The 25,458-nt window shown below is 70.7% G+C and carries 20 protein-coding genes and 1 pseudogene; 13 read left to right on the forward strand and 8 right to left on the reverse strand.

All coding sequences use genetic code 11. The features are described 5' to 3' along the window. Positions 1-39 precede the first annotated feature (39 nt). The 6 genes from AS594_RS04270 to AS594_RS04295 form a co-directional block, all read right to left on the reverse strand. Positions 40-603 (reverse strand): hypothetical protein, encoded by a 564-nt coding sequence (locus AS594_RS04270; protein ID WP_069925732.1) that lies wholly within the window; start codon positions 601-603, stop codon positions 40-42. Between the two features lie 3 nt (positions 604-606). Further along, entirely contained in the window at positions 607-1,476 is an 870-nt protein-coding gene (locus AS594_RS04275) for a carbohydrate ABC transporter permease (RefSeq protein ID WP_069925733.1), read from the reverse strand. Beyond that, positions 1,473-2,462 carry a carbohydrate ABC transporter permease gene (locus tag AS594_RS04280; RefSeq protein WP_240508932.1) on the reverse strand — a complete coding sequence of 330 codons (990 nt, stop codon included), beginning with the start codon at positions 2,460-2,462 and terminating at the stop codon, positions 1,473-1,475. The genes AS594_RS04275 and AS594_RS04280 overlap by 4 nt, the downstream gene beginning before the upstream one ends. Positions 2,463-2,473: 11 nt before the next feature. After that, entirely contained in the window at positions 2,474-3,766 is a 1,293-nt protein-coding gene (locus AS594_RS04285) for an ABC transporter substrate-binding protein (RefSeq protein ID WP_069925734.1), read from the reverse strand. A gap of 137 nt (positions 3,767-3,903) precedes the next feature. Beyond that, positions 3,904-4,929 (reverse strand): rhamnogalacturonan acetylesterase, encoded by a 1,026-nt coding sequence (locus AS594_RS04290; RefSeq protein ID WP_069925735.1) that lies wholly within the window; start codon positions 4,927-4,929, stop codon positions 3,904-3,906. Continuing rightward, positions 4,929-6,011, reverse strand: coding sequence for a glycoside hydrolase family 43 protein (locus AS594_RS04295; RefSeq protein ID WP_069925736.1), 1,083 nt, complete (start codon positions 6,009-6,011; stop codon positions 4,929-4,931). The genes AS594_RS04290 and AS594_RS04295 overlap by 1 nt, the downstream gene beginning before the upstream one ends. A 645-nt stretch (positions 6,012-6,656) precedes the next feature. Between AS594_RS04295 and AS594_RS04300 the strand changes: the two are divergent. From AS594_RS04300 to AS594_RS04360, 13 genes and pseudogenes are all read left to right on the forward strand, one after another. Further along, a pseudogene (locus AS594_RS04300) lies at positions 6,657-7,889 on the forward strand (immunoglobulin-like domain-containing protein); the annotation flags it as partial. A 145-nt stretch (positions 7,890-8,034) separates the two neighbouring features. Next, a complete protein-coding gene (locus AS594_RS04305) occupies positions 8,035-8,679 on the forward strand; it encodes a GntR family transcriptional regulator (RefSeq protein WP_069925738.1) in 645 nt (214 codons plus the stop codon). Next, a complete protein-coding gene (locus tag AS594_RS04310; RefSeq protein ID WP_069925739.1) occupies positions 8,676-9,587 on the forward strand; it encodes a dihydrodipicolinate synthase family protein in 912 nt (303 codons plus the stop codon). The genes AS594_RS04305 and AS594_RS04310 overlap by 4 nt, the downstream gene beginning before the upstream one ends. Beyond that, positions 9,584-11,314 (forward strand): L-arabinonate dehydratase, encoded by a 1,731-nt coding sequence (gene araD, locus AS594_RS04315; RefSeq protein WP_069925740.1) that lies wholly within the window; start codon positions 9,584-9,586, stop codon positions 11,312-11,314. Before AS594_RS04310 ends, araD begins: the two co-directional genes overlap by 4 nt. 87 nt (positions 11,315-11,401) lie before the next feature. Next, positions 11,402-12,328 (forward strand): carbohydrate ABC transporter permease, encoded by a 927-nt coding sequence (locus AS594_RS04320; protein WP_069925741.1) that lies wholly within the window; start codon positions 11,402-11,404, stop codon positions 12,326-12,328. After that, complete coding sequence (locus tag AS594_RS04325) at positions 12,325-13,251, forward strand: carbohydrate ABC transporter permease (protein WP_069925742.1); 927 nt, start codon at positions 12,325-12,327, stop codon at positions 13,249-13,251. Before AS594_RS04320 ends, AS594_RS04325 begins: the two co-directional genes overlap by 4 nt. Continuing rightward, positions 13,248-14,408, forward strand: coding sequence for a Gfo/Idh/MocA family protein (locus tag AS594_RS04330; RefSeq protein ID WP_069934948.1), 1,161 nt, complete (start codon positions 13,248-13,250; stop codon positions 14,406-14,408). The genes AS594_RS04325 and AS594_RS04330 overlap by 4 nt, the downstream gene beginning before the upstream one ends. Continuing rightward, complete coding sequence (locus AS594_RS04335; RefSeq protein WP_069934949.1) at positions 14,405-15,253, forward strand: DUF6807 domain-containing protein; 849 nt, start codon at positions 14,405-14,407, stop codon at positions 15,251-15,253. Before AS594_RS04330 ends, AS594_RS04335 begins: the two co-directional genes overlap by 4 nt. Further along, positions 15,250-16,776 carry a glycoside hydrolase family 43 protein gene (locus AS594_RS04340; protein ID WP_069925745.1) on the forward strand — a complete coding sequence of 509 codons (1,527 nt, stop codon included), beginning with the start codon at positions 15,250-15,252 and terminating at the stop codon, positions 16,774-16,776. The genes AS594_RS04335 and AS594_RS04340 overlap by 4 nt, the downstream gene beginning before the upstream one ends. A 65-nt stretch (positions 16,777-16,841) precedes the next feature. Then, complete coding sequence (locus AS594_RS04345) at positions 16,842-18,179, forward strand: ABC transporter substrate-binding protein (protein WP_069930268.1); 1,338 nt, start codon at positions 16,842-16,844, stop codon at positions 18,177-18,179. Further along, complete coding sequence (locus AS594_RS04350) at positions 18,176-19,018, forward strand: rhamnogalacturonan acetylesterase (protein ID WP_069925746.1); 843 nt, start codon at positions 18,176-18,178, stop codon at positions 19,016-19,018. Before AS594_RS04345 ends, AS594_RS04350 begins: the two co-directional genes overlap by 4 nt. A 1-nt stretch (position 19,019) precedes the next feature. Beyond that, positions 19,020-20,318, forward strand: coding sequence for a pectate lyase family protein (locus AS594_RS04355; RefSeq protein ID WP_069925747.1), 1,299 nt, complete (start codon positions 19,020-19,022; stop codon positions 20,316-20,318). 53 nt (positions 20,319-20,371) lie between these two features. Further along, on the forward strand, positions 20,372-21,511 hold the full coding sequence (locus tag AS594_RS04360) for a pectinesterase family protein (RefSeq protein WP_069925748.1): 1,140 nt from the start codon (positions 20,372-20,374) through the stop codon (positions 21,509-21,511). Between the two features lie 82 nt (positions 21,512-21,593). On the opposite strand, the gene AS594_RS04365 is transcribed toward AS594_RS04360, so the two are convergent. Further along, positions 21,594-23,333 carry a glycoside hydrolase family 6 protein gene (locus tag AS594_RS04365; protein ID WP_167368120.1) on the reverse strand — a complete coding sequence of 580 codons (1,740 nt, stop codon included), beginning with the start codon at positions 23,331-23,333 and terminating at the stop codon, positions 21,594-21,596. Between the two features lie 278 nt (positions 23,334-23,611). Beyond that, positions 23,612-25,285: an RICIN domain-containing protein gene (locus AS594_RS04370; RefSeq protein ID WP_069925749.1), complete on the reverse strand. Its 1,674-nt coding sequence runs from the start codon at positions 25,283-25,285 to the stop codon at positions 23,612-23,614. Positions 25,286-25,458 lie beyond the last annotated feature (173 nt).

Here is a 25,458-nt window from a genome sequence, read left to right on the forward strand (position 1 = left end):
TGTGAAAGAGAGAAAGGTGCTGCGGGACAGGGCGCCGGCTCAGCGGGCGGCGTACCGCTGCTCGACGGCGACGGCCGCCGCCGTGACGGCTCCGACCACCGGGACCGCCAGCGGCGCCGCGAACCAGGCGGAGGCGGCGACGACCGCGAATCCGCCGACGATCAGGAACGACCCGGCGGGGTCCAGGACCGTACGCCGGCCCGCCGCCCCGAGCAGGGCGCGCCAGGACACCCCGGGCTCCCAGCCCGCGGCGGCCCGCAGCACCGTCACCGCGCAGCCGGTGAACGCAAGGACGCCCACGGCTGCTACCGGGGCGCCGCCGGGCAGTCCGGCCCGTACGGCCGCGAGGTCCAGCCACAGCAGCCAGGCCGCCACCCACCCGGCGAGGCCCACGGCCCAGCCGCGGCGGGCGGCCGCACGGAAGTCGGCGGCGAACTCCCGCCACCCGGCCGGCTCCCGGCCCACCAGATGGCGTCGCAGATGCCGGGCCCCGGCGGCGAGCGCGGCCGGTCCCGTCACCCCCGGGAGCGAGCACAGCACGATCCAGACGCCGGTCAGCAGGCACTCGGCGAAGACGCCGAAACGCTCGTGGAAGCGTGCCATCGCTCAGCCCTTCAGCCCGGACGTGGCCATGCCGTCGATGAGGTAGCGCTGGAAGGCCAGGAAGAACGCCAGCACGGGCAGCAGCGCCACCAGTGACATGGCGATCATGCCGCCGTAGTCGGCGACCGCGTCCTGGTCGACGAACATCTTGAGCCCCAGTGAAACGGTGTAGTTCTCGGGCTCGTTGAGATAGAGCAGCGGGCCCATGAAGTCGTTCCAGGCGTTGATGAACGTGAAGATCGCGCTGGTGATCAGGGCGGGGCGGCACAGCGGGAGTGTGATCGACCAGTAGATCCGCAGGTGCCCGCAGCCGTCGAGGCGCGCCGCCTCGTCCAGTTCCTTCGGCAGGTTCCGCATGAACTGGACCATGAGGAAGACGAAGAACGCGTCGACGGCGAGGTACTTGCCGAGCAGCAGCGGCACCATGGTGTTGATCAGTTCCAGCTTCTGGAACAGGACGTACTGCGGGATCATGAGGACGTGGTACGGCAGCAGCAGGGTGCCGATCATCAGGGCGAAGAGAAGGTTGCGCCCGGCGAAGCTGATCCTGGCGAAGGCGTACGCCGCCAGCGAGCAGGAGATGAGTACGCCGCCGACCGACCCCACCGCCAGGACGGTGGAGTTGAGGAAGAAGGTGGAGACGGGGATGCCCGCGATGCCTTCGGTGAGCCGGGTGTAGTTGGCCGCGATCGGATCGGTGGGCAGCAGCTGGAGGCTGCCGACGATCTCGTCGCCGGGTTTGAACGAGCCGCCGATCACCCAGATCACGGGGTAGAGCACGACGGCGAGCACCGCGAGTGCTCCCAGGTGCCAGCCGAACGATCCGGCGCTCTTGCGGGGGCCCGCTGTGGCGGGGCCGGGGGTCGGGGTCACCGGGCGTTCTCCTCGTAGTGCACCCAGCGCTTCTGCGAGCGGAAGAGCACCGCCGTCACCAGGCCCACTGCGATCAGCAGCATCCAGGCCATGGCGGAGGCGAAGCCCATCCGGCTGTTCTCGAAGCCCTGTTGGTAGAGGTAGCAGGTGTAGACGAGCGTGGCGTCGGCGGGGCCGCAGGGGTTGCCCTGGCCGCCGAGGATGTACGCGGAGCCGAAGATCTGGAAGGAGTGGATGGTCTCCAGCAGGACGTTGAAGAAGAGCACCGGGGAGATCATCGGCAGCGTGATGTTCCAGAACCGGCGCCAGGGCCCGGCGCCGTCCATTTCGGCCGCCTCGTACAGCTCGCGGGGTACCTGCTTGAGCCCCGCCAGGAAGATGACCATGGGAGCGCCGAACTGCCAGACGGTGAGGGCGACGAGGGCGTACAGGATCCAGTCGGGGTCGCCGACCCAGCCGCCGACGTTCATGCCGAAGAGCCGTTGCGCACGGTCGACCACGGCGTCCTCGGTGAAGATCGCCCGCCAGACGATGGCGACGGAGACGCTGGCGCCGATCAGCGAGGGCGCGTAGAACGCCGCCCGGTAGAAGGACTGGCCCCGGCGGCTCTGGGCGAGGAGGAGCGCGACGCCGAGTGCCGCGACGAGCTTCAGCGGCGTACCGATGAGCACGTACTTGACCGTGACCTCGACCGATTTCTGCCAGCGGGGGTCGGCGAACATGTCGGTGAAGTTCTTGAGGCCGACCCACTGGGGCGCGTCGAAGAGGTTGTAGTCGGTGAAGGCGAAGTAGAGCGAGGCGGCCATGGGGCCTGCCGTGAGGAGGAGGAACCCGGCGATCCACGGCGACATGAAGAGGTAGCCGGCCAGGTTCTCGCGGTTTGCGACGCTCCGCCGTGCGGCGGGGCGCGGGGGTGGCCGTCGGCCGCCGGTGGCCGCGGGGGGATCGGCGCGGGCCTCGGGCGGGGCGTGTCCCGTGTACGTCACTGCCGTTCCCCTCAGGCGTTCGCGGTGAAGGCCGTCTTCGCCTCCGTGAAGAACTTCTCGACCGCCTCGCCCGGGGACGCCTTGTCGAGGCTCATCTCGGTGGCGAGGCGCAGGAAGGCGCTCTCGACCACATCGGCGCCCGCGGGATGGGGGGTGATGGGTTCGAGCACACCGGTTTCGGCGATCCTCGTCTCGTAGGCGGCGATCTGCTTGCTCACCCTGTCGGTGGGCTCGAATGCCTCGAACTGCTCGGTGGTGGAGAGGACGCCCCGGTCGTACCCCATGATCCGGCCGACCTCCGGGTCGTGGACCATGAAGTCGATGAAGGTGGCGACCTCCTTGGGGTGCTTCGTGCGGGCGGTCCCGCTGAGCATCAGCGAGCCGAGGTACTGGCCCGTCTTCTTTCCGTCGGTCGTCGGTATGGGAGCGATGCCGTACGAGCTCTTGCCCTCGGCGGCGTAGCGCACAGTGAAGTTGTCCCAGGTGAACTCGCCCGCCGAAAGCCCGGCCGCGGTAGCGGACTTGGGCTTGACCTGGTCGGCTCGCTTGGGGCTGGTGAAGAGACCGGACCTGATGTGTTTCATCGCCTCGGTCCACTCGGCCGTGAGGTCGCTCTCGGTGAATCCCAGGCCGTCCTCGGTGAAGAACGCCTTGCCCTGCTGGCGGAGTCTCAGGTCGTAGTAGTACATGATCGAATGCGGTCCCGAGTCGCCGGCGACGCCCGTCCTGCTCTTGATCTTCCGCATTCCGGCGTACCACTCGTCCCACGTCCAGCCGGGCTCGGGTGTGACGCCGGCCTTGTCGTAGAGCTTCTCGTCGATGATGTAGCCCATCGAGTTCGAACCGACCGGCAGACCGAGCAGCTTGCCGTCGATCTCGGCGAACTTCTCCAGGCCGGAACGGAAGTTGTCGGTGCTGAGGTTGCCCGCCTCGACCTGCGGTCGGAGGTCGAGCAGCACATTGCGGGCGGCGTACTTGCGCAGGAAGGTGACGGCGTTCTGGATGACGTCCGGGGGATTGCCGCCCGCCGCCTGGGTGTTGAACTTCTTCCAGAAGTCGAGGTAGGGCTGGAAGTCCGTCTTGACCTTGATCTTCGGGTACTTCTTCTCGAACAGCGCGATCGACTCGTTGATCCTCTTGGCCCGGTCGTCGGCGCCCCACCAGGCGTACCTGATGGTGACGGGACCGCCGCCGGCCGAACCGCTTGTGCCCCCGCAGCCTGCCGCTGTGAGCCCGACGGTCGCCAGTGAGGCTCCGGCCGCCTTGAGGAAGGAACGCCTCTCAACATGCCTGGACGTGCGCATGGTTCACCTCTTCGTCTGACGATTGAATCGTTTTAGGAAAGCGCTTGCTGGGCAATGTACGAGTGCCCCAAGGGCCCGTCAACGGTTTGGACAGCTGGAGGAGCGGAAGCGGTTCGACGCGGCTGCGGGCCGCGCTGTCAGCGGATCAGGCCCTGGGCGAGCAGTTCACCGTGCACGAGCGCGGCGTACTCGGTGGCGCCGCGCACGGACGTGTGGGTGTTGTCGCGCTTCTCGTCGTACAGATACAGGGCTTTCGATGCCTGCGGTCCGAGTTCCTCGACGCGCCGCCTGGTGAGGGCGGTCAGGTCGACCAGCGGTACGTCCGCATCGGCCGCGAGGGCGCGGATCTCGGCCGGCAGGTCGACACCGAGGCTGTTGACGAGCAGCGCCGTGCCGTTGTCCAGAGTGCCGTCGGCGTTGAACCAGCGGCGTACGAGCGGGGTCACGAGGACGGGCCGGCCACCCCGCGCGCGCACCGCGTCGACCATGCGGGCCAGGTTGGCACGGTAGGTGGCGGCGGGGGTCTGCTTGTCGTTGTGGGCGAGCTGGACGAGGACGAGGTCGCCCCGGCGCACCCGCGCCAGGGCGGCCGGGAACAGCGAGGGGTTGTCGAGCACGGACTGCGTACTCTCCCCCGAGTCGGCGTAGTTGGCGACGACGAGACCCCGCCCGAGGTACTGGGGAAGCTGCTGCCCCCAGCCCGCGTACGGCGCGCCCGGCTGGTCGCAGACGGTCGAGTCGCCGACCAGGACGACTTTGCGGGCGCGCGGCGCCGGGGTCACGCGCAGGCCGGCGAGCTGTGGCGACGTACCGCCGACGGCGAGATCGAGACCGGGGCTGCCCGCCGGTCCCGTGGGCTCGCCCTCGGGTTCGCGTACGTCGACGGTGAAGGTCCGGCGTATCCGCTGCCCGGGGGCGGTGGGCGTCTCGGGGAGGAGGGTGCGGCGGGTCTCGGCCGCGACGGAGGTACTTCCGGCGTCCGCGCCGCCGAGTGTGACAGTGACCCGGTAGGTGCCGGGCGCGACGTCGACATGGCAGGCGGCGGGCGTGCAGTGCACGGGGACAGGGGTGGGGGCGGCTTCGGCGGGTACGGCGGCGAGGGTCATGAGGGTGGCCGTCGCCGTGACCAGAGCCAGGGCGCCCGCGGTGGACGCGCGGCGCATCAGCCCCGCCCCTTGCCGAGGATCCGCAGCGGGCCGTCGGCCACGGGCACGCCGAAGTCGGGGGTGCCGTCCGGCTTCCAGCCGAGCCGCTGGACGCGGGTGTGGCGGTTGGGGTCGTGCAGCGGGTCGCCGGTGATCTCCTTGTACTGGCGGGCGTGGTAGACGAGCACGTCCGTGCGCCCGTCCTCGGCGACGGTGAAGGAATTGTGTCCCGGGCCGTACTGGGCGGTGGTGTCGCTGCTGGTGAAGACCGGCACCGGGGACTTTCGCCAGGTGCCGGGCGCGAGCAGGTCGGCGTTCTCGTCGGCGGTGAGCAGGCCGAGGCAGTAGTTCGCGTCGGTCGCGCTCGCGGAGTACGTCATGAACAGCCGGCCGTTGCGGCGGATCACCGAAGGCCCCTCGTTGACCTTGAATCCGATGCGCTCCCAGGCGTACTCCGGTGTGGTGAGGCGGACCTGGGGGCCGGTGAGGGTCCAGGGGTTCGCCATCCGGGACAGGAAGACACCGGTGTTGTTGTCCATTCCGGGTTCGTGCTGCGCCCAGGCGAGGTAGCGGTGGGACTGGTGGGTGAAGGTGGTGGCGTCGAGCGAGAAGGTGTCCCAGGCGGTGGCGAGCCGGCCCTTCTCGGTCCACGTGCCGCGGAAGGGGTTGGCGTTCTTGTTCTCCAGCACCCAGATGCGGATCTTCCAGACGTCGTCGGCGGGGGCGGAGGCGAAGTAGATGTACCAGGCGCCGTCGATGTGGTGGATCTCGGGCGCCCAGATGTGCGCGGCCATGTCGCCGGTTGTGTGCCGGCGCCAGATGACGGCCTCCTCGGCCGTCGCCAGGCCGGCGAGGGTGGCGGAGCGGCGCAGGATGATCCGGTCGTACTCGGGCGCGGTGGCGGTGAAGTAGTAGCGCCGGTCGGTGTGGCGGTGGATGTGCGGGTCGGCGCGCTGCCGGACGAGGGGGTTGGCGGGGGCCGCGGCGGGGGCGGCGTGAGCGGCTGTCGCGACGGCGGGCACGGCGGCCGCGGCACCCAGGGCGAGGGCGCCCCGCAGCACGCCCCGGCGGTTGGGCGAGGGCTTCTGACTTGGGGTCACAGTGGCTTTTCCTTCCGGTTGTTCGACATACCGAATGGCGTACGAGATCCTGTGCAGCGGAGACGGTAATGGGGTGTCGGCTCGGGCACCAGACCCTGTGGGTGCGGGCGTGGGGATTCATGTTCGACATCTCGAACGCCGAACTTGATTTCGAACGTACTGCGTCCCGGAGTCTTGTGGGAGGCGCGGGGTGGGACTAGCGTCCGGCACTGCTGCGGGTGCTCCCTGCGGAGCACTTCCCTGCGGACGCTTGGGGCGCTTTCACGCGGGGCGTTCCTCGCGGGTCTCCTCCTCCCGCCCCTGCCCGAACTGGGGCTCCGCCCGTCCGCCCCAGGCCCCTGCTCCTCAATCGCCGTCAGGGCCGAAAGGTCTCCGCAAGCGGCAACATCCGTCCACGCGCGGCAAATCCGGCCCGTCCGGTGCTCGATAGCGCTCCCGGCAGGCACCCCCGGAGGACCCAGCGGCAAGGGGGCTGCCCCCGGCTCGGGAAGGGGGCGGGTCAGGAAAGGCCCGCAGAGCCACAGCGCGCCCACCCACCCGAGAGGACACCCCTTGCGACACGCCCGCACCCTGTTGCCGTTGCTGGCCCTGCTGGCCGGCCTCGTCGCCGCACCGCCCGGTCCCGCCCACGCCGCCGAACCCTCACCGGCCCCGGACGACACCGCCGCCACCGCTCTCGCCGCCCGCGAACTCACCGTCCACCATCTCGACGACGTACGCGGAAACCTCACCCTCCCCACGGCCGGAGCCCACCGCACCGCCGTCCGCTGGGCGTCCGCCGATCCCGCCGTCGTCGACGCGACCGGTCTCGTACACCGGCCGAAGCACGGCAAGGGGACCCGTACCGTGCGGCTCACCGCCACCGTCACCCGGGGTGCGGCGCGGACCGGGCGCGTGTTCACGGCGACCGTTCCGGAGCTGCCGAAGAAGCGGAAGTACACCGGTTACGCCTTCAGTTACTTCACCGGCGAGGGCACCGCCGACGGTGAGCAGATCCGCATGGCTCTCAGCCGCGGCAACGACCCCCTCCACTGGCAGGACCTGAACGGCGGGAGGCCGGTGCTCACCTCCGCCCTCGGCACCAAGGGCCTGCGCGACCCGTTCATCATCCGCTCCCCCGAGGGCGACAAGTTCTACCAAGTGGCCACCGACCTGCGCATGTACGGCGGCGGTGGCGGCAGCTGGGACCAGGTGCAGCGCACCGGGAGCAGGTCCGTCATGGTGTGGGAGTCCACGGACCTCGTCCACTGGACCGACCAGCGCCTGGTGAAGGTCTCGCCGGACACGGCGGGCAACACGTGGGCGCCGGAGGCGTACTACGACGACAAGCTGGGAGCGTACGTCGTCTTCTGGGCGTCCAAGGTCTACGCGGCCGACGACCCGGCGCACACCGGCAGCACCTACAACAAGATGCTGTACGCCACCACGCGGGACTTCCACACGTTCAGCGAGCCCCGCGTGTGGAACGACCCCGGCTACTCGGTCATCGACTCGACCGTGATCCGGCACGAGGACAGCTACTACCGCTTCACCAAGGACGAGCGGAACAACTCCTCGACGACTCCGTGCTCCAAGTTCATCACGGCCGAGAAGTCGGCCGACCTGCGCTCCCCCGCGTACGGCTTCGTCGCCGACTGCATCGGCAAGGGGTCGGTCGCGCGCGGCGAGGGGCCGACCGTCTTCAAGTCCAACACCGAGGATAAGTGGTACCTGTTCATCGACGAGTTCGGCGGGCGCGGCTACATCCCGTTCGAGACCACCGACCTCGCCTCGGGCCGCTGGACCATGTCCGAGAACTTCGCGCTGCCGGCGAGCCCCCGGCACGGCACCGTGCTGCCGGTGACCCGGGCGGAGTACGACCGGCTGTTGGCCGCGTACGCCGCCCCGTGACCTCAACTCAACGCACAGGGAGGCAAGTTGTCACGCCCGAAGCATTGACGAAACATGGGCGGGGACTTAGCTTCATCGCGTCGTACTTCGTACGTCATATATGAGACGCGATACGCGAGATATGTGAGTCCCCATGGCTTTCGCTCCGAGCCCGATCCCCTCCCGCACGCAGTACGTGCTGGAGGGGATCAAACACGCCATCCTCACCGGCGGCCTCAGCCCCGGCCAGGCTCTGGTCGAGACCGAAATCGCCGCCCGGTTCGGCGTGTCGAAGACTCCGGTGCGTGAGGCGCTCAAGACGCTCGCCGGCACTGGTCTGGTCGTGATGAACCAGTACAAGGGCGTCACGGTACGGACGGTCGACGCCGCCATGGCCCGCGAGGTCTACGACGTACGGCTGCTGCTCGAACCGGAGGCACTGCGCCGCACCATCGCCTCGCGGGCATCCCTGGAAACCGCGCGCGAAGCCCTCGTACGGGCCGAGGAGGCGACCGACCAGGCCGAACGATCGCTCGCGAACCGCGAGTTCCACCGTGCGCTGTACCTGCCCTGCGGCAATCCGCTGCTCGCCAGGATGCTGGACGAGGTGCGCGACCAGGCAGCCCTGGTCTCCACCGTGGCCTGGGCCGCCGTCCCGTCCTGGCAGCGCGAGGCCGGTGAGCACCTGGAGATTCTGCGGCTCGCGCTCGACGGTGACGCCGAGGGCGCGGCCCGCGCCCTGCACGCGCACATCGCCGACTTCGTACAGCGCGCCTTCCCGGAGGGGGACCCCGTATGACCAGCGACGACTTCTCGCACCTGCGGAGCGCGCTCGCCGATGTCGTGGCCATCCCGGTGACACCGTTCGCCGCCGACGGTTCCCTCGACATCGCCGCCCACCGCGCCCTGCTCGGCCGGCTGCTGGACGGCGGCGTACGCACGCTGACGCCGAACGGGAACACCGGCGAGTTCTACGCGCTGACCCCGGCGGAGCGCCGGACCGTCACCGAACTGACCGTCGGGGAGGCCCACGGCCGCGCCGCCGTCCTCGTCGGTGTGGGGCACGACGTGCCGACCGCCGTCGCCGCCGCCGAGCACGCGCGGGACGCCGGCGCCGGGATGCTGATGGTGCATCAACCGGTCCACCCGTACGTATCGCAGGACGGCTGGGCCGACTACCACCGGGCCATCGCCGAAGCCGTCCCCGGCCTCGGGATCGTGCCGTACATCCGCAACCCGCTGCTGAGCGGGGGCGTTCTGGCGGAGCTGGGCGACGCCTGCCCCAACATCATCGGGGTGAAGTACGCCGTGCCGGACGCGGCGCGCTTCGCCGCCTTCGCCCGCGACGCCGGTCTCGACCGCTTCGTGTGGATCGCCGGACTCGCCGAGCTGTACGCCCCCGCCTATTTCGCGACCGGCGCCACCGGCTTCACCTCGGGGCTGGTCAATGTCGCCCCCTCCGTCTCGCTGGGCATGCTCGACGCGCTGCGCGCAGGGGACTATCCCGCGGCCATGAAGACGTGGGAGCAGATCCGCGTCTTCGAGGAGCTGCGGGCGGCCCGCCAGTCCGCCGACAACGTCACGGTCGTCAAGGAGGCGCTGGCGTCTCTCGGACTGTGCCGTCGCGATGTGCGGGCGCCGAGCCGGGTCCTGCCCGACGACCGGCGCGCCGAGATCGCGGAGCTGATAGCCGGGTGGTCCGTATGACCGACCGCACGAGGGACCCGGAAAGCCTGCGCAGCCACCAGTGGTACGGGACCGAGGGCCTGCGGTCGTTCAGTCACCGCGCCCGCACCCGCCAGCTCGGTTACCTCCCCGAGGAGCACCTGGGCAAGCCCGTCATCGCGGTGCTCAACACCTGGTCGGACATCAACCCGTGCCATGTCCACCTCCGTGACCGCGCGCAGGCGGTGAAGCGCGGCGTGTGGCAGGCCGGGGGTTTCCCGCTCGAATTCCCGGTGTCCACGCTCTCCGAGACGTTCCAGAAGCCGACTCCGATGCTCTACCGCAACATGCTGGCCATGGAGACGGAGGAGTTGCTGCGCTCCTATCCCGTCGACGGGGCGGTGCTGCTCGGCGGCTGCGACAAGTCGACGCCCGCGCTGCTGATGGGCGCCGCGTCCGTCGATCTGCCGGCCGTCTTCGTGCCCGCCGGGCCGATGCTGCCGGGCCACTGGCGAGACGAGGTGCTCGGCTCCGGTACGGACATGTGGAAGTACTGGGACGACCGGCGGGCGGGGCTGATCGGCGACGCCGAACTCGCTGAGCTGGAGAACGGGCTCGCCCGCTCCCCCGGCACGTGCATGACCATGGGAACGGCCTCCACACTGACCGCCGCGGCCGAGGCGCTGGGCGTCACCATGCCGGGCGCCTCCTCCGTCCCCGCCGTGGACAGCGGGCACGACCGGATGGCAGCTGCCTCCGGCCGCCGGATCGTCGCACTCGTACACCGCGAGCTGAAACTGTCGGCGATTCTGACGTGGGCCGCCTACGAGGACGCCGTCGCGACCGTGCTGGCACTGGGGGGTTCGACGAACGCCGTGATCCATCTGATCGCGATGGCGGGTCGGTCCCAGGTGCCGCTCACCCTCGACGACTTCGACCGGATCGCGCGCACGGTTCCGGTGCTCGCCAACCTGCGGCCGGGCGGCCAGTACCTGATGGAGGACTTCCACTTCGCCGGCGGTCTTCCGGCGTTCCTGGCGCAGCTGGAGGACGTACTGCACCTGGACCGGCCCACCGTGGCGCACGACTCGCTGCGTGAGCAGCTCGCGGGCGCCCGGGTGCACAACCGCGAGGTGATCAGGCCGCGTTCCAGGCCACTCGCCCAGGAGGGCGGGGTCGCCGTCCTGCGGGGCAACCTCTGCCCGGACGGGGCGGTCATCAAGCACATCGCCGCCGAGCCCCGTCTGCTCCGGCACACGGGGCCGGCGGTCGTCTTCGACGACTACCGGACCATGCAGCGGACGATCAACGACCCCTCCCTCGGCATCACCGCCGACACGGTGCTGGTCCTGCGCAACGCGGGCCCCAAGGGCGGCCCCGGAATGCCCGAGTACGGGATGCTGCCGATCCCGGACCACCTGCTCAAGGAGGGGGTCCGGGACATGGTGCGGATCTCCGACGCCCGGATGAGCGGCACGAGTTACGGCACCTGCGTGCTGCACGTCGCCCCGGAGTCGTACGTCGGCGGGCCGCTCGCCCTCGTACGGACCGGAGACGCGGTCACCCTCGACGTGGCGGCCCGGTCACTGCGGCTGGAGGTGTCCGACGAGGAGCTGGCACGCCGCCGGGCCGCATGGACGCCGCCGCCCGCGAAGTACGAGCGTGGCTACGGCGCGCTGTACAGCGAGCAGATCACCCAGGCCGACACCGGGTGCGACTTCGCGTTCCTGTCCCGGCCGGGAGAAGTTCCCGACCCCTACGCGGGCTGACCCTCCGCCCCTCTCTCCATTTGGCCGATATCCCGAACGCCATCCGGCAAGCGCTTCACCCCCCGCACCCAGAACGGAGAAGCAGTCATGGCCTCAGCCGTGGCCAGAGTGCCCAGGGCGCCGGGCCGCCGCGCGGGAGCACCGCCGCGCCGCCTTCCGTACCTGCTCATCGCCCCCGCCGGCCTGCTGATGCTGGGCTTCATCGCCTATCCGGTCATCAGCGTCTTCTACTACAGCCTGCGGAACTACAACGTCACCAAGCCGTGGCGCGACGGCTTCGCGGGCTTCGACAACTTCGTCCGGATCTTCACCGACGACCCGCAGTTCTGGACGACCCTCGGCTTCAGCGCCCGCTGGGTCGTCGTGCAGGTGAGCCTGCAACTCGCCCTCGGGCTGGTCCTCGCGCTCCTGGTCAACCAGACGTTCGTGGGGCGGGGCATCGCCCGCGCGATGGTCTTCTCCCCGTGGGCCGTGTCCGGAGTGCTGACCACCACCATCTGGATGCTGCTGTACAACCCGTCCACCGGCGTGAGCCGTTATCTGGCGGACGCGGGCATCGGCTCGTACGGCACATCCGTCCTCTCCGACACCGGCACCGTGTTCTGGGCGGCGGTCGTCGCCGAACTCTGGCGCGGTGTGCCCTTCTTCGCGATCCTCATCCTCGCCGACCTCCAGTCCGTCCCGAAGGAGCTGTACGAGGCGGCCTCGGTCGACGGGGCCGGGCGGGCGCGGCAGTTCTTCCACATCACGCTGCCGCACCTGAGGGACGCGATCGTCCTGGCCACGCTGTTGCGCGGGGTCTGGGAGTTCAACAACGTCGACCTCCTCTACACCCTGACCGGCGGCGGACCGGCCGGCGTCACGACCACGCTTCCGCTGTACGTCGCCAACACCGGCATCGAGGGCCACGACTTCGGCTACGCCTCGGCGCTGACCACCGTGGCCTTCGTGATCCTCCTCTTCTGCTCGATCCTCTACCTGCGCCTGAGCAAGTTCGGAGGCGACTCCAAGTGACCGCAGCACTCGCGGAGAAGGGCCGCTCCCCCGCGCCCCCTTCCGCCACCACCGGCTCCCCCGCGCCACCCCGCCGGGGCATACCCGGCCGAGGGCCGCGACGCGAGCGGGCCTTCGACGACGTACCCCGCTGGCAGATCTACCTGCCGCTCGCCCTCTACCTGCTCTTCACTCTCGTCCCCTTCTACTGGATGCTGCTCTTCGCGCTGCGGCCCGCCGGGTCCACCGCCCTGGTGCCCTGGCCGCTGACCTTCGAGCACTTCGGCAAGGTCTGGAACGAGCGCAGCTTCGGGATGTTCTTCCAGAACAGCATGATCGTCGGGGTTGCCACGCTGGTGATGACGACGGGGATCGCGCTGGCGGGAGGCTACGCCCTGGCCCGGTTCGAGTTCCGGATCAAGAGCGGGTTCATGCTGGCGCTGCTGTGCTCGCAGTTCATCCCGGGCGCGCTGATGCTCGTACCGCTCTTCGAGATCTTCAAGAACCTCCAGATGATCAATTCGCTGGGCAGCGTGATCATCGCGGAGACGGTCTTCCAGCTGCCGCTGTCCATCATCCTCATCAGCGGTTTCATCAAGAACGTGCCGGTCACGCTGGAGGAGGCCGCCTGGGTGGACGGCTGTTCGCGCTTCCGGGCGTTCTGCGCCGTGGTGCTGCCGCTGCTGCGGCCCGGTCTGATCGCCGTGGGCTCGTTCGCCTTCGTGCACAGCTGGAACCACTTCCTGTTCGCGCTGATGTTCCTCAGCGAGCAGGACAAGCAGACGATCCCCGTCGGCCTCAACACCCTGATCGGCGCGGACAGCGTGGACCTGGGCGCGCTGGCTGCGGGCGGGGTCATCGCCGCGGTGCCGGTCGTGATCGTGTTCGCCTTCATCCAGAAGTGGCTGATCACCGGTTTCAGCTCGGGGGCGGTGAAGGGATGAGCCGCACGAGCCTGCCCGTCGTACTCGCCGGGGCGCGCGGCCACGGCCGGTCCCATCTGTACAACATCCGCCGTCTGGAAGATCTGGGTCTTGCCCGGCTGGCCGGGATATGCGAGCTGCGGCCACTGGACGCGCAGGAGCTGGAGGGTTTCGGCAGCCCGGAGCAGTCCGCCGACTTCGGCGCGCTGCTCGACTCCACGGGCGCCCGCGTCGCGATCGTGTGCACGCCCATCCACACCCACACCGACCTGGCGCTGGCGGCGGCCGCACGCGGCGTGCACCTGTTGCTGGAGAAGCCGCCCGCGCCGTCGTACGCCGAGTTCGAGCGGATGGCGGAAGGCGTACGGGCGGCCGGCACCGTCTGTCAGGTCGGCTTCCAGTCCCTGGGCTCGCACGCCGTGCCCGCGATCCGCGAGCTGATCGGGCAGGGCGCGATCGGCGAGCTGCTGGGCATCGGCGCGGCCGGGGCCTGGGTACGCGACACCGCCTACTTCACCCGCGCCCCGTGGTCGGGGCGCCGCCGCATCGGGGCGGTCGACGTGGTGGACGGGGCGCTGACCAATCCCCTGGCGCACGCGGTCGCCACCGCTCTCGCCGTGGGCGGGAGTACGCGGTCGGAGGATGTCGCGGGCGTCGAGCCGGAGCTGTTCCGCGCCCATGACATCGAGTCCGACGACACCTCCTGCGTACGGGTCACCACGACGGCCGGGCTGCCGGTCACCGTGGCCGCGACGCTGTGCGCCGAGGAGCCGGGTGAACCGTACGTGGTCGTGCACGGCGACCTCGGCCGGATCACCTTCTGGTACCGGCAGGACCGGGTGCTCGTGCAGCGCGCGGGGGACGGCCCGGAGGAGGTCCTGCACGGCAGGACGGATCTGCTGGAGAACCTGGTCCGCCATCTGGCCGGGGACGCGCCGCTGCTGGTGCCGCCGGAGGACACCGGCGCTTTCATGCGGGTCGTCGAAGCGGTCCGGCTCGCTCCCGATCCGGTCGTACTGCCCGCTTCCGCCTGGCGCACCGTCCCCGGCGAGTCGTCGGCCCCGCGCCGGGTCGTGACCGGTGTGGACGGCGCGGTCGCCGCGAGCGCCGAGACTCTGGCCCTCTTCTCCGAACTGGGCGCCCCCTGGGTGTCCGCCACCGAGGTGAGTACACCGTGAACTCCACGCTGACCCTGAGCTGTTCGGGACGTTCCGTCGGCCGCTACACCTTCGTTCCCGCGCTCGGGGCCCACTTCTCGGCGCGCCCCTACCTTCATCCCGTCTCCACGCTCGGCGGAGTGCCGGTCACCGAGGAGATGCCCGACGACCACAGGCACCACCTGGGGGCGGGGGTCGCCGTGCCCGATGTGGCGGGCGCCAACTTCTGGGGCGGGCGGACCTACGTACGCGACCAGGGGTCCGTGGAGCTCGACAACCACGGTGTCCAGGTGCACCGGGCGTGGAAGCTGTGCGACCCGGACGGCTTCGTCGAGGAACTGAGCTGGCGGGCCGGCCCGGAGCGTACGACCGAGCTGCTGCGGGAGCACCGCACGGTCGCCGCCACCGCGCTGGATGCCACGGCCTGGGCGCTGGACTTCACCTTCTCGCTGACCAACACCTCGGGCGGCGACCTGTCCATCGGCAGCCCGGCCACCAACGGCCGGGCGGGGGCGGGCTACGGCGGGTTCTTCTGGCGGGCCCCCAAGCAGCGGGCGGCGCCCCTGGCGTTCACGGCGGCCGGGCAGGGCGAGGAGGCGGTGCACGGGCGTACGGCCGACTGGCTGGGCCTGGCGGGCGACGGCTGGACGCTGGTGTTCGCCGGGGCGACCGCGCGGACGCGCCGCGATCCGTGGTTCGTACGGACCGGGGAGTATCCCGGGGTCGGTTCGGCGCTCGCCTGGGCGGACCGGCTGCCCGTCGCCGCCGGGGAGACGGTCGTACGCCGCGTGGTCACGGTCGTGGCGGACAGCGTCCTGGACCGGGCGGCCTCGGCGGCGTACGTCCGCAAGGCGGTGGGCGCGTGAGCCGGGCGTGGACCGCCGACCTCGGGGACGGCACGTACCGCAATCCGGTGCTCGCCGGCGACTGGTCCGATCCGGACGTGGTGCGGGTCGGCGAGGACTACTACCTCACGGCTTCCAGCTTCGGCCGCGTGCCGGGTCTGCCGCTGCTGCACTCGCGCGATCTCGTCAACTGGTCGCTGATCGGGCACGCCCTGGAGGAGCCGACGGGTGGGTCCGGCGGCCCGCGCCACGACTGCGGGGTGTGGGCGCCGTCGCTGCGGTACAGCGGCGGCCGGTTCTGGATCTTCTGGGGCGACCCGGATCGCGGCATCCACCTGATCAGCGCGCGGGACATCCGGGGGCCCTGGACGAAACCGCATCTACTGAAGGCGGGAAAGGGACTGATCGACCCCTGCCCGCTCTGGGACGAGGAGAGCGGCGAGGCGTACCTCGTGCACGCCTGGGCCAAGTCCCGCTCCGGGGTGAAGAACCGGCTGACCGGCCACCGGATGAGTCCCGACGGGCGCACCCTGCTCGACGAGGGCAAGGTGATCGTCGACGGTGACCGGATCCCCGGCTGGTTCACCCTCGAAGGCCCCAAGCTGTACCGCCACGACGGCTGGTTCTGGATCTTCGCTCCGGCCGGCGGGGTCGAGACCGGGTGGCAGGGGGCACTGCGGTCGCGGGAGTTCTTCGGCCCGTACGAGGAGAAAACCGTCCTGCGGCAGGGGCGCACCGACGTCAACGGCCCGCACCAGGGCGGCTGGGTGCGCACCCAGACCGGACAGGACTGGTTCCTGCACTTCCAGTCGCGCGGCGCGTACGGGCGTGTGGTGCACCTCCAGCCGATGCGCTGGGACGAGGCGGGGTGGCCGGTGATGGGCGAGGCGGGGGAACCCGTGTCCGTACATCCGAAGCCGGATCTGCCCGCGCAGCCCGTCACCGCCCCGGTCACCGACGACAGCTTCCCCGGCGGGCGCCACGGACGGCAGTGGCAGTGGACGGCCGGACCGGGAGCCGGCTGGACCGTGCCGCACTCCGGGGACGGGCTGTCGGCGACCTGCGTGCGGACGGCCGACGCGCACGATCTGCGCCGGGTGGCGAACGTGCTGGTGCAGCGGTTTCCGGCACCGGAGTTCACCGCGACGGTCGGACTGGCGCTCAGGAGCCGGGCGGTGGGGGCGAAGGCCGGGTTCGCCGTGCTGGGCGACGCCTTCTCCTGGATCGGCCTGGAACGGGGAGCCGACGGCGGCGTACGGCTGGTGCACCGGTACGCCGAGGAGGTGGCCGAGAGGGAACGCGACGCGGCCTACAGCCGGCCGGTGCCCGGCACGGGCCGGGTGCGCCTGCGGATCGAGGTCTCGGCCGGAGCACGCTGCCGGTTCTCCGCCGACACGGGGGACGGTTTCCGGCCCTCGGGGGAGGTCTTCGCGGCCGTGCCGTGGCGCTGGGTCGGGGCGCAGCTCGCACTGTTCGCCACCGCTCCGCCCGGGACGAAGCCCGCCGGCACGGCCCTGTTCAGCGACTTCCGTATCAACGCCTGACCGAAGCCCCACCCATGCGCGAGGAGAGAGCCGCAATGACACGGACCGAGAGAGAAGAGCAGCCCATGAGAACTTCCACCGGGCGCCGCAGGGGGCGTACCGCCGCCGCGGCCGTCATGGCCGGCGTGCTGGCGCTGACCGCCGCCGCCTGCGGGGACGACGGCAGTGGCAGTACGGGTGACGAGGGGTCGGGCAAGGGCGAGATCACCTTCTGGGACAACAACGGCGGGCCCCGCACCGCCGTGTGGAAGGAGATCATCAAGGACTTCGAGGCCGCGAACAAGGACATCGAGGTCAAGTACGTCCCCATCCCCATCACCGACGTGCAGTCGAAGTACGACACCGCTATCGCGGGCGGTGGTCTGCCGGACGTGGGAGGCGTGGGCACCGCGTACCTCTCCGGCATCGTCGCGCAGAACGCGCTGGAGCCGGTCGGGGACCGGATCAAGGACTCCGCGCTGAACGGCAAGCTGGTGGAGTCGATGGTCGAGGGTGTCAGGACGGCCGGCGGGCGCGGGGACGAGATGTACTCCGTACCGACGTCCGCGAACAACGGCACGCTCTGGTACCGGACCGACCTGTTCAAGGCTGCGGGGCTGGCGGCTCCGACGACGTGGGACGCGTTCTACACGGCGGCCGGGAAGCTGACCGACGCCGACAAGAACGCCTTCGGGTACACGATCCGCGGTGGGGCCGGTTCGGTGGCGCAGGCGCTGGACGCGATGTACGGGCAGTCGGCCATCACCACGTTCTGGAAGGGCGACAAGACCACCGTCGACGATCCGAAGAATGTCGCGGCGCTGAAGAAGTACGTCGGGCTGTACAAGAAGACGACGCCCGAGGCCGACGTCAACAACGACTTCGCCAAGATGGTCGCCCAGTGGGACTCCGGCACGATCGGGATGCTGAGCCACAATCTCGGCTCGTACCAGGACCACGTGAAGGCGCTGGGTGAGGAGAAGTTCGCCGGCATACCGAATCCGACGGGTCCCGGTGGCGTGCGCGTCCAGGTGTCCAATCCGGTGGACGGTCTCGGTCTGTTCAAGGCGAGCAAGAACAAGGCCGCCGCGTGGAAGTTCATCGAGTTCGCCGCGTCCCACGCGTCGAACAGCAAGTGGAACGAGGCGGCCGGTGCGATCCCGGCGAACACCGGGGCGGCGAAGGACCCGTGGATCGGCGAGTCCGAGCCGACGAAGCTCGCCGCACGGTCCCTGACCGACGGCAGCACCAAAATCGTGCAACTGCCGTACTACCTGCCCGACTGGAACTCGATCACCAAGGCCGGCAACGAGCCCGAGTTCCAGAAGGTCCTGCTCGGGAAGCAGACGCCCGAGGCGTTCCTGGACAAGCTCGCCGGTGAGCTGAACGCGGCGCAGGCCGAGTGGAAGCAGCAGAACAAGTGATCAGCCGTCGGCGCGCCCTGGCGGCGACCGCCGCCGCGCTGCCGCTCGCCGTGGTCGGCGGGGCGCCGGCCGTGGCGGGCGTTCAGGAATCCCGAAGGAGCCGAGCTCACCGTATGCGCACCGTCTTCGTTGCCGGGGACTCCACCGCCGCCGGCAAGTCCGTCTCGGCCGCGCCCGAGACCGGATGGGGCATGGCACTTCCCTTCTTCCTGCACGAGCACCTGGCGGTGGCCAACCACGCCGTGAACGGCCGCAGTTCGAAGAGCTTCATCGACGAGGGCAGGCTCGCTCCGATTCTGGAGGCGATCCGGCCGGGCGACTTCCTGCTCGTCCAGTTCGGCCACAACGACCAGAAGCGTGAGGACCCCGCCCGCCACACCGAACCGTGGACGAGCTACCAGGAGCACCTGCTCCAGTACGTCACCGGGGCGCGGGCCCGTGGGGCGTGCCCGGTGCTGCTGACGTCCGTGGAGCGCCGGCGGTTCGACGCGGCCGGTACGGCGCTCGCCACGCACGGCGCGTACCCGCGGGCCGTGCGGGCGCTGGCGGCGGAGCACGGCGTACCGCTGCTGGACATCGCGGCGCTCTCGCTCGCCCTGTGGCAGAAGCTGGGGCCCGAGCCGAGCAAGAGGTACTTCCACTGGCTGGCGCCGGGAGAGTCCCCCAACTACCCCGACGGCGTATCGGACAACACCCACTTCCATCCGCCCGGCGCCATCGAGGTGGCCCGGATGACGGCGCGCGCGCTGCGGAGCGAACAGGTGCTCGGCGCGCACGAGGTGCGCCGCCTGAGCGCGGACATTCCCGAGTCCTGGCTGACCTGGCACGAGGAGTCGTAACATGCGCAGACCCACACCCCGCACCGGCCTCATGGCCCTGGCCGCCGCCGCGCTGACGCCCGGCCTGCTCGCGGCCGCCCCGGCCGGGGCAGCGCACCCGTCGCCGGTACGCGGCGCCCATGTCCTTCCCGCGAACGACGGGTGGGCGTCGGCCGACGGCGGCACCACGGGCGGCGCCGGGGCCGACGCGGCGCACACGTACACCGTCGCCACCTGGGACGAGTTCAAGCAGGCGCTCAAGGACGGCGGGGACGCGCCCAAGGTGGTCAAGGTGCGCGGCACGCTCGACGGCATGGGCGGCAGGAGCTGCGAAGACTACGCCGTAGGCGGTTACACCCTGGACGCCTACCTGGCGGCGTACGACCCCAGGACCTGGGGCACCGCCCCGCCCTCCGGCCCGCAGGAGGAGGCCCGCGCCGCCTCCGCCGCCGCCCAGGGGGAGCAGGTCAGGGCGTACGTACCGGCCAATACGACGATCGTCGGCCTGGGGCACGGCGCCCGGGTGCTCGGCGGGTCCCTCCAGATCAAGGACACCGACAACGTCGTGGTGCGCGGCATCACCTTCGAGGACGCCTTCGACTGCTTCCCGCAGTGGGACCCCACGGACGGGGACAGCGGTGCCTGGAACTCGGAGTACGACAACCTCGTGGTGCACGGCTCGACGCACGTGTGGATCGACCACAACACGTTCACCGACGGCCGCCGCCCGGACAGCGGACAACCGCTGCACTACGGCCAGTTGTACCAGCAGCACGACGGTGAGCTGGACGTCGTCAGGGGCGCCGACCTGGTCACCGTGTCCTGGAACGCCTTCACCGACCACGACAAGACCCTGATGATCGGCAACAGCGACGGCGCGGGTGCGACCGACCGGGGGAAGCTGCGGGTCACCCTGCACCACAACCTCTTCCGCGATGTGGTCGAGCGGGCGCCGCGCGTGCGGTTCGGCCGGGTCGACGCGTACAACAACCATTTCGTGGTCGCACAGCACGGGTACGCGTACTCCTTCGGCATCGGGATCGAGTCCCAGCTGGTGGCGGAGAAGAACACCTTCGCGCTGCCGGACGGGGTGGGCGCGGCGAAGATCCTGAAGAAGTGGAAGGACGCCCCGGTCACCACGCGGCACAACTACGTCAACGGCGCTCCGGTGGATCTGCTGGCCGCCCACAATGCCGCCAACCCCGCCAACCCGCTGCGTGCGGGCGCGGGCTGGACCCCGGTGCTGCGCACCCGCGTCGACAGCCCGCGAGTCGTTCCGGCCCTGGTCACGGGCCGGGCGGGCGCGCCCCACCGGCGCTGACCGCCACGAGCGGCGACCCGGCCGAACCTCCCCCTCCCGCCAAGGAGCCCCGCATGCCCCCACCCCATCCCACCCGCCGCACCGCCCTCCTCGCCGCCGCCTCCATCGGCCTCGGTGCCGCGCTCCCCCTCGCCGGCGCCGGGCCCGCGTCCGCCGCACCGCGCCCGTTCGGCCCGTACGGCTCCCCCGCCCGGCGGCTAGGCCCGCGCACCCGTTACGTCGATCCGTACGGGCGCGGGGACCACACCACCGTGTCCGCCGCGGTCGGCGCGACCACGGGGGACGGCTGGACCCTGGTGCTCGCCCCGGCGACGTACCGCGAGACAGTGACCGTTCCCGCCGACCGCACCGGACTCACGTTCCTCGGGGCGTCGTCCGATCCCCGCGACACGGTCATCGTGTACGACAACGCGGCGGGCACGCTCAAACCCGACGGGACGCCGTACGGGACCGGTGGTTCGGCCACCACCCTCGTCCAGGCCGACGGCTTCACCGCCCGCCGGATCACCTTCGCCAACGACTGGCTGCGCGCCGAACACCCCGACATCACGTCGGGCACCCAGGCGGTCGCGATCCGCGTGCTGGGCGACCGCGGCGCGTTCCACGGCTGCCGCTTCCTCGGCCATCAGGACACGCTGTACGCCGATACGCGCTCGCTCGGCGTCACGGCCCGCCAGTACTACACCCATTGCCACATCGAGGGCGACGTGGACTTCGTCTTCGGCCGGGCCACCGCCGTCTTCGACCACTGCCGCTTCCACACCCTCGACCGGGACGTCGGTTTCACCCCGTACGGCTTCGTCTTCGCACCGTCGACGGCGCGGACCACCGCGCTCGGCTACCTCGCCACCCGCTGCCGCGTCACCAGCGCCGCACCGGACCGGGCGTACAAGCTGGCCCGCCCGTGGGTGCCGAGCTCCGACCCCGCGGCCCACCCCTCCCTGGTCGTACGGGACACCTGGCTGGGTCCCGGTGTCGATGCCGGAGCCCCGTACGCGAACATGCGCGACGCCCACCCGTGGCAGGACCAGCGCTTCGCGGAGTACCGCAACACCGGGCCGGGCGCGCGCGTCACCGTCCCCGCGGAGCGGCCGCAGCTGACGGCGGAGGCGGCCCGCGCGCACACCCGCGACACCTACCTTGGTGACTGGGCGCCCGCGCCCACCGGCCGGCTCCGGCCGGCGGGCGGGTAGTACGCCGGGAGGTGACGACGCCCCCGCACCACCGGGCCACGGCCGGGCGGTGCGGGGGCGCCTCGCCGCGCCGCAGGCGCCGCTACAGCGCCGGGTGGGCGTTCTTCATAAGCTCCTGGAACTGGGCCGAGAACCAGTGCCCGGAGACCGGGGCGTTCGCCAGCGCGCCCGACATGTTGTTGTTGTTCCGGGGGTTGCCGGTGTACGTCGGGTCGCACATCCGGTCGAAGCCCTTGCCCTCGTCGTTCGGGATCGCCTTGCTCGACCCGTCGGACTCGCCCGGCGGCTTCATCCAGACGTACGCGTCGATGCCCGCAGCGGGCGCCGAGCGGGGCCGCTCACCGAGGCCCGCGCCCGACTGGTTGCACCAGTTGCCGAGGTGGATGCGCCGGTCGTAACGGCCGCCGTCGACATAGGTGTCGACACTGGTCCGCGCACCGGGGGCAGTGGGCCTGGCCGTGCCGCCCCAGCCGTTGCGGGAGGTGTCGATCAGCATGCCGAGGCCGGAGTCGAAGCCGAGCGAGACGAGCTTGGCCCGCATGGCCTGGGCGTACGACAGCTCGTCGGTGTACCGGTTCCAGTCCACCCACTTGGACTGCCGTACGGACGTCCCGTTCACACTGTCGTCGATGGTGAAGTGGTCCTCCTTCAGCGCGCTGTAGTTGGCCGTGTTGACGATGAAACCGTGCACCTTGGCGAGGCTGGAGCCCTCGGCGGTCGCGGCCTGCTTGAAGAGTTCGGCGGAGGCCCCGAAGTTGTCGTCCCAGCCGAGCCAGCCGTGGTGACCGGCGTCCACGTAGTTGTAGACCCCCGGGAGCGCTCCCAGCTTGTTCAGCGCGTAGCCGACACCCTTGATGTAGTTGCCGTTGGCCTTCATGGTGTCGCAGTTGGGGGTGGCGGTCGGGCGGGGCGTGACGTTGGTGACCAGGTTCGGCAGCGAGTCGATCTCGACGGTGTTCACGATCCGCAGGCCCGCGTACTTGGGGTCGGCGAGTATGGCGGCGATCGGGTCGATGTACTGCGTCTTGTACTTGTCGATCTCGGTCGGGCCGAGCTCCCCGTTGGAGGCGAGCGCCGCGCAGTCGCGGCCCGGCAGGTTGTAGATGACCAGCTGGACGACGAGTTCGCCGGCGCCCTTCTGCCTCAGGGCCTCGTCGAGGTGGGCGCGCAGCCCCATGGAGCCGTTGGCACCCGCGATGGCGGCGGTCCTGTCCAGCCAGACTCCGGTCGGCTGGCCGGCGATTCTGCTGCCGCCCGGCTCGGCCGCGGCCTTGGCGGACCATTCGGGGTTCACGTACACCTTGGCACCGGCGTACGGGTTGTCCACGCGGCCGCCGGGCGGGTCGGTCGGGTCCGGCGGGTCGGTGGGATCGGTCGGGTCGGTCGGACCGGCGTTGCAGGTCACGCCGTTGAGTTTGAACGTCGCCGGTAAGGCGTTGCTGCCGCTGTACGAGGCGTTGAAGCCGAAGCCGGCGGAGGCTCCGGTGGCCAGGGTGCCGTTGTACGAGAGGCTCTTGGCGGTGACGGCGGCCCCGGACTGGGTGATGTCGGCGTTCCAGCCCTGGGTGACCCGCTGGTTCCCGGCGTAGGACCACTCCAGCTTCCAGCCGTTCACCGCGTCACCGGTGTTGGTGACCGTGACGGCGGCTCCGAAGCCGGTGCTCCACTGGTTGGTGACCTTGTAGTCGACGGTGCAGCCGGGAGCGGCGGCGCCGGCCGGCGTGCTCAGGGTGGCGGCGGTCCCGCCGGCCGCCGCGATCACGGCACAGGCCGTGATCAGGGCGGCGCGCCTTCGGGACGGTGTGGTGGCGCGGGAGGTCATGGTGTGTCGCATGAGCGACTCCTTGTCGGTCGGGATCAACTGACGGAATCGCTCCCACTGGTGTTCTGGAAGCTAGCACCGAGTAGCCGTGGGGAACAGAAAGGGTCACGAGCTTTTTCGAAAACACACTGTCGAATTAATTCGACACCGTGATTCACGCGGAAGCTCTTGACACTCTTCTGTCGTCGAGCAACTTTGGGAGCGCTCCCACTGGTTCCCTGCTCGTCCGTCGAGCTCCCCCACGCACACACCAGGAGAGACGTCTGCGCATGCCTGCCTCATCCGGCCTTCCGCTCCGGCGGCAGGGCCCTTCCCGGCCCGCGTTCCGGCGGCACGTCCGAGGCGGACTTCGCCGAGGGGTCGCCGGTTCCGGCACCCGCCCGTGGCGCGGCCGTCGAGGAGTCGAGCACCCATTTCTGCCCGACGGAGCCGTTACGGACCTTCACCACCACGTCCGCGCCCTTCTCCGGGGACGCGGGTACCACGGCGAGTCCGTCACGCCGGCGGGGCAGCAACTGGCCCTGCACGGTGAGGTCGTAGCGCAGGCCGTCGACGTCCCGCTCCTTGGTGCCCGCGCATCCGGCGAGGGTGACCATGCCGTCGCCCGCGCGGGAGTCGAGGCACAGTTCGGGGTCCGCGAAACTCCGGAGCAGACCGTCGGTCCCGTACGACCACTGCTGGTTCTTCCCGGCGGAGCAGTCGCTCATCGCCGTACCGGCTCCGGGCCTCGCGTCGCCGCCGCGGATGTCGAGGCACAGATCCGACCCCGCGTTGCGCAGCCTGGCATGGCCGAAGACGCCCGGGAAGCCCGCCGAGGCGGCCGGCGGTACGGCCGACGGGACGAGGGAGCCCGGGCCGGACGGCTCCACCTGGCCGCCGGTCGGGCCCGTGGAGGCCGCGCCCCCGGCGCCACGGCCGTCGCCCGAGGAGAGGCCGACGACGAGAAGGGTCGCGAGTACGGCGGCCGCGACGAGCCCGGCCCCCGCCCCGACGGACTTCGAAGGCAGCCGCGACGGCGTGAGGCGCCCGCCCGTCGCGTTCGTACGGGACAGCAGCCGGTGGCGTCCGCCCTCCGGGCGGCGGCCGCCCGGGTCGCCGGCCCGCGTCCGCTGCGCACCGCGGCCCGGTCGCGAGTCGAGGTAGCGCCTGGCGCCCCAGCCCAGTACCGCTTCGCTGAGCAGAACACCCGGACCGCTGCGGCAGAGCCCGAGTTGTTCGGCGGCGTGCCGGCAGTACCGGCACTCCAGTACGTGCTTGCGGACATCGGGCAGCAAGGCGCCGCCGCGGCGGATCGGTATGTCCAGCAGGCGGTTGTAGAACCGGCATTCGGCGGCCGGGGCGAGATCTCTGTGGGCGCGCACACAGCCGGCCCGGAATTGCTCCCGCGCCTGCTCCAGCACGGCGGTCGCGGTGCCGGCATCCATGCCGAGCAGACCGGCCGGTACGGATATGGGCTCGGCTTCGACCTCGGTGTGCCACAGCAGACACTGGGCGGCCCCCGGGAGGGCACGGAAAGACCGCTCGGCGAGCACACGATTTCCGGGCGGGTTGGACTGGGCGATCCGCATGCCGCGCGCACCGGAGGATTTCCCCAGTTCCGGCAGAACAGCGGATACGCAGTTGTCGCCGGACCAGGCCGTGACGGTTTCCCTTACGGCGACCAGGAGCCGGGGGCGCAGCGCGTCGCCCGACTCCCTTCGCCGCAGATCTTCCAGCACCTGACGGAAGGTCGCGGTGGCCGCCATCGAGGCCGCCTTCCCGGGAGAGCCGAGGCAGATGACCGCGTAGTCGTACGTCGGCTGCCAGTGCCGCGCGAGCAGCAGGGCGAGCGGACGGGCGGCCTCGCCCTGTGCACGGCCCGCCAGTTGGGCGGTGAGGCTCTCGTCCGACTCCAGGGGAGCCGCACCGGCACTGGGGGGGTAGGACGGTCGAGGGGGGTGGGGGGTGTACACGGAACTGATTCCTTCCAGGGCACCGGATGGATGGAACACAGAGTTTCCGCTCAGCAGAAAGGCGGCCCAGCACGGGGAAATCGTCACTGAGGCGCTTATCAGGTCAGCCGGTGCGGAATTCCCTGAGGAGTGAATGGCTTGGACCAATGCCTCTGTTGAGGGAGTTCACCCTC

Origin of the sequence: Streptomyces agglomeratus, assembly GCF_001746415.1 — a bacterium.
Taxonomy (GTDB): domain Bacteria; phylum Actinomycetota; class Actinomycetes; order Streptomycetales; family Streptomycetaceae; genus Streptomyces; species Streptomyces agglomeratus.

Excerpts from the sequence above, each read along its gene's own strand:
- AS594_RS04360 (WP_069925748.1), top strand. The coding sequence starts at position 20,372 with ATGCCCCCACCCCATCCCACCCGCCGCACCGCCCTCCTCGCCGCCGCC.
- AS594_RS04355 (WP_069925747.1), top strand. The coding sequence starts at position 19,020 with ATGCGCAGACCCACACCCCGCACCGGCCTCATGGCCCTGGCCGCCGCC.
- AS594_RS04345 (WP_069930268.1), top strand. The coding sequence starts at position 16,842 with ATGAGAACTTCCACCGGGCGCCGCAGGGGGCGTACCGCCGCCGCGGCC.
- AS594_RS04310 (WP_069925739.1), top strand. The coding sequence starts at position 8,676 with ATGACCAGCGACGACTTCTCGCACCTGCGGAGCGCGCTCGCCGATGTC.
- AS594_RS04365 (WP_167368120.1), bottom strand. The coding sequence starts at position 23,333 with ATGACCTCCCGCGCCACCACACCGTCCCGAAGGCGCGCCGCCCTGATC.
- AS594_RS04330 (WP_069934948.1), top strand. The coding sequence starts at position 13,248 with ATGAGCCGCACGAGCCTGCCCGTCGTACTCGCCGGGGCGCGCGGCCAC.
- araD (WP_069925740.1), top strand. The coding sequence starts at position 9,584 with ATGACCGACCGCACGAGGGACCCGGAAAGCCTGCGCAGCCACCAGTGG.
- AS594_RS04320 (WP_069925741.1), top strand. The coding sequence starts at position 11,402 with ATGGCCTCAGCCGTGGCCAGAGTGCCCAGGGCGCCGGGCCGCCGCGCG.
- AS594_RS04285 (WP_069925734.1), bottom strand. The coding sequence starts at position 3,766 with ATGCGCACGTCCAGGCATGTTGAGAGGCGTTCCTTCCTCAAGGCGGCC.
- AS594_RS04270 (WP_069925732.1), bottom strand. The coding sequence starts at position 603 with ATGGCACGCTTCCACGAGCGTTTCGGCGTCTTCGCCGAGTGCCTGCTG.
- AS594_RS04290 (WP_069925735.1), bottom strand. The coding sequence starts at position 4,929 with ATGCGCCGCGCGTCCACCGCGGGCGCCCTGGCTCTGGTCACGGCGACG.
- AS594_RS04305 (WP_069925738.1), top strand. The coding sequence starts at position 8,035 with ATGGCTTTCGCTCCGAGCCCGATCCCCTCCCGCACGCAGTACGTGCTG.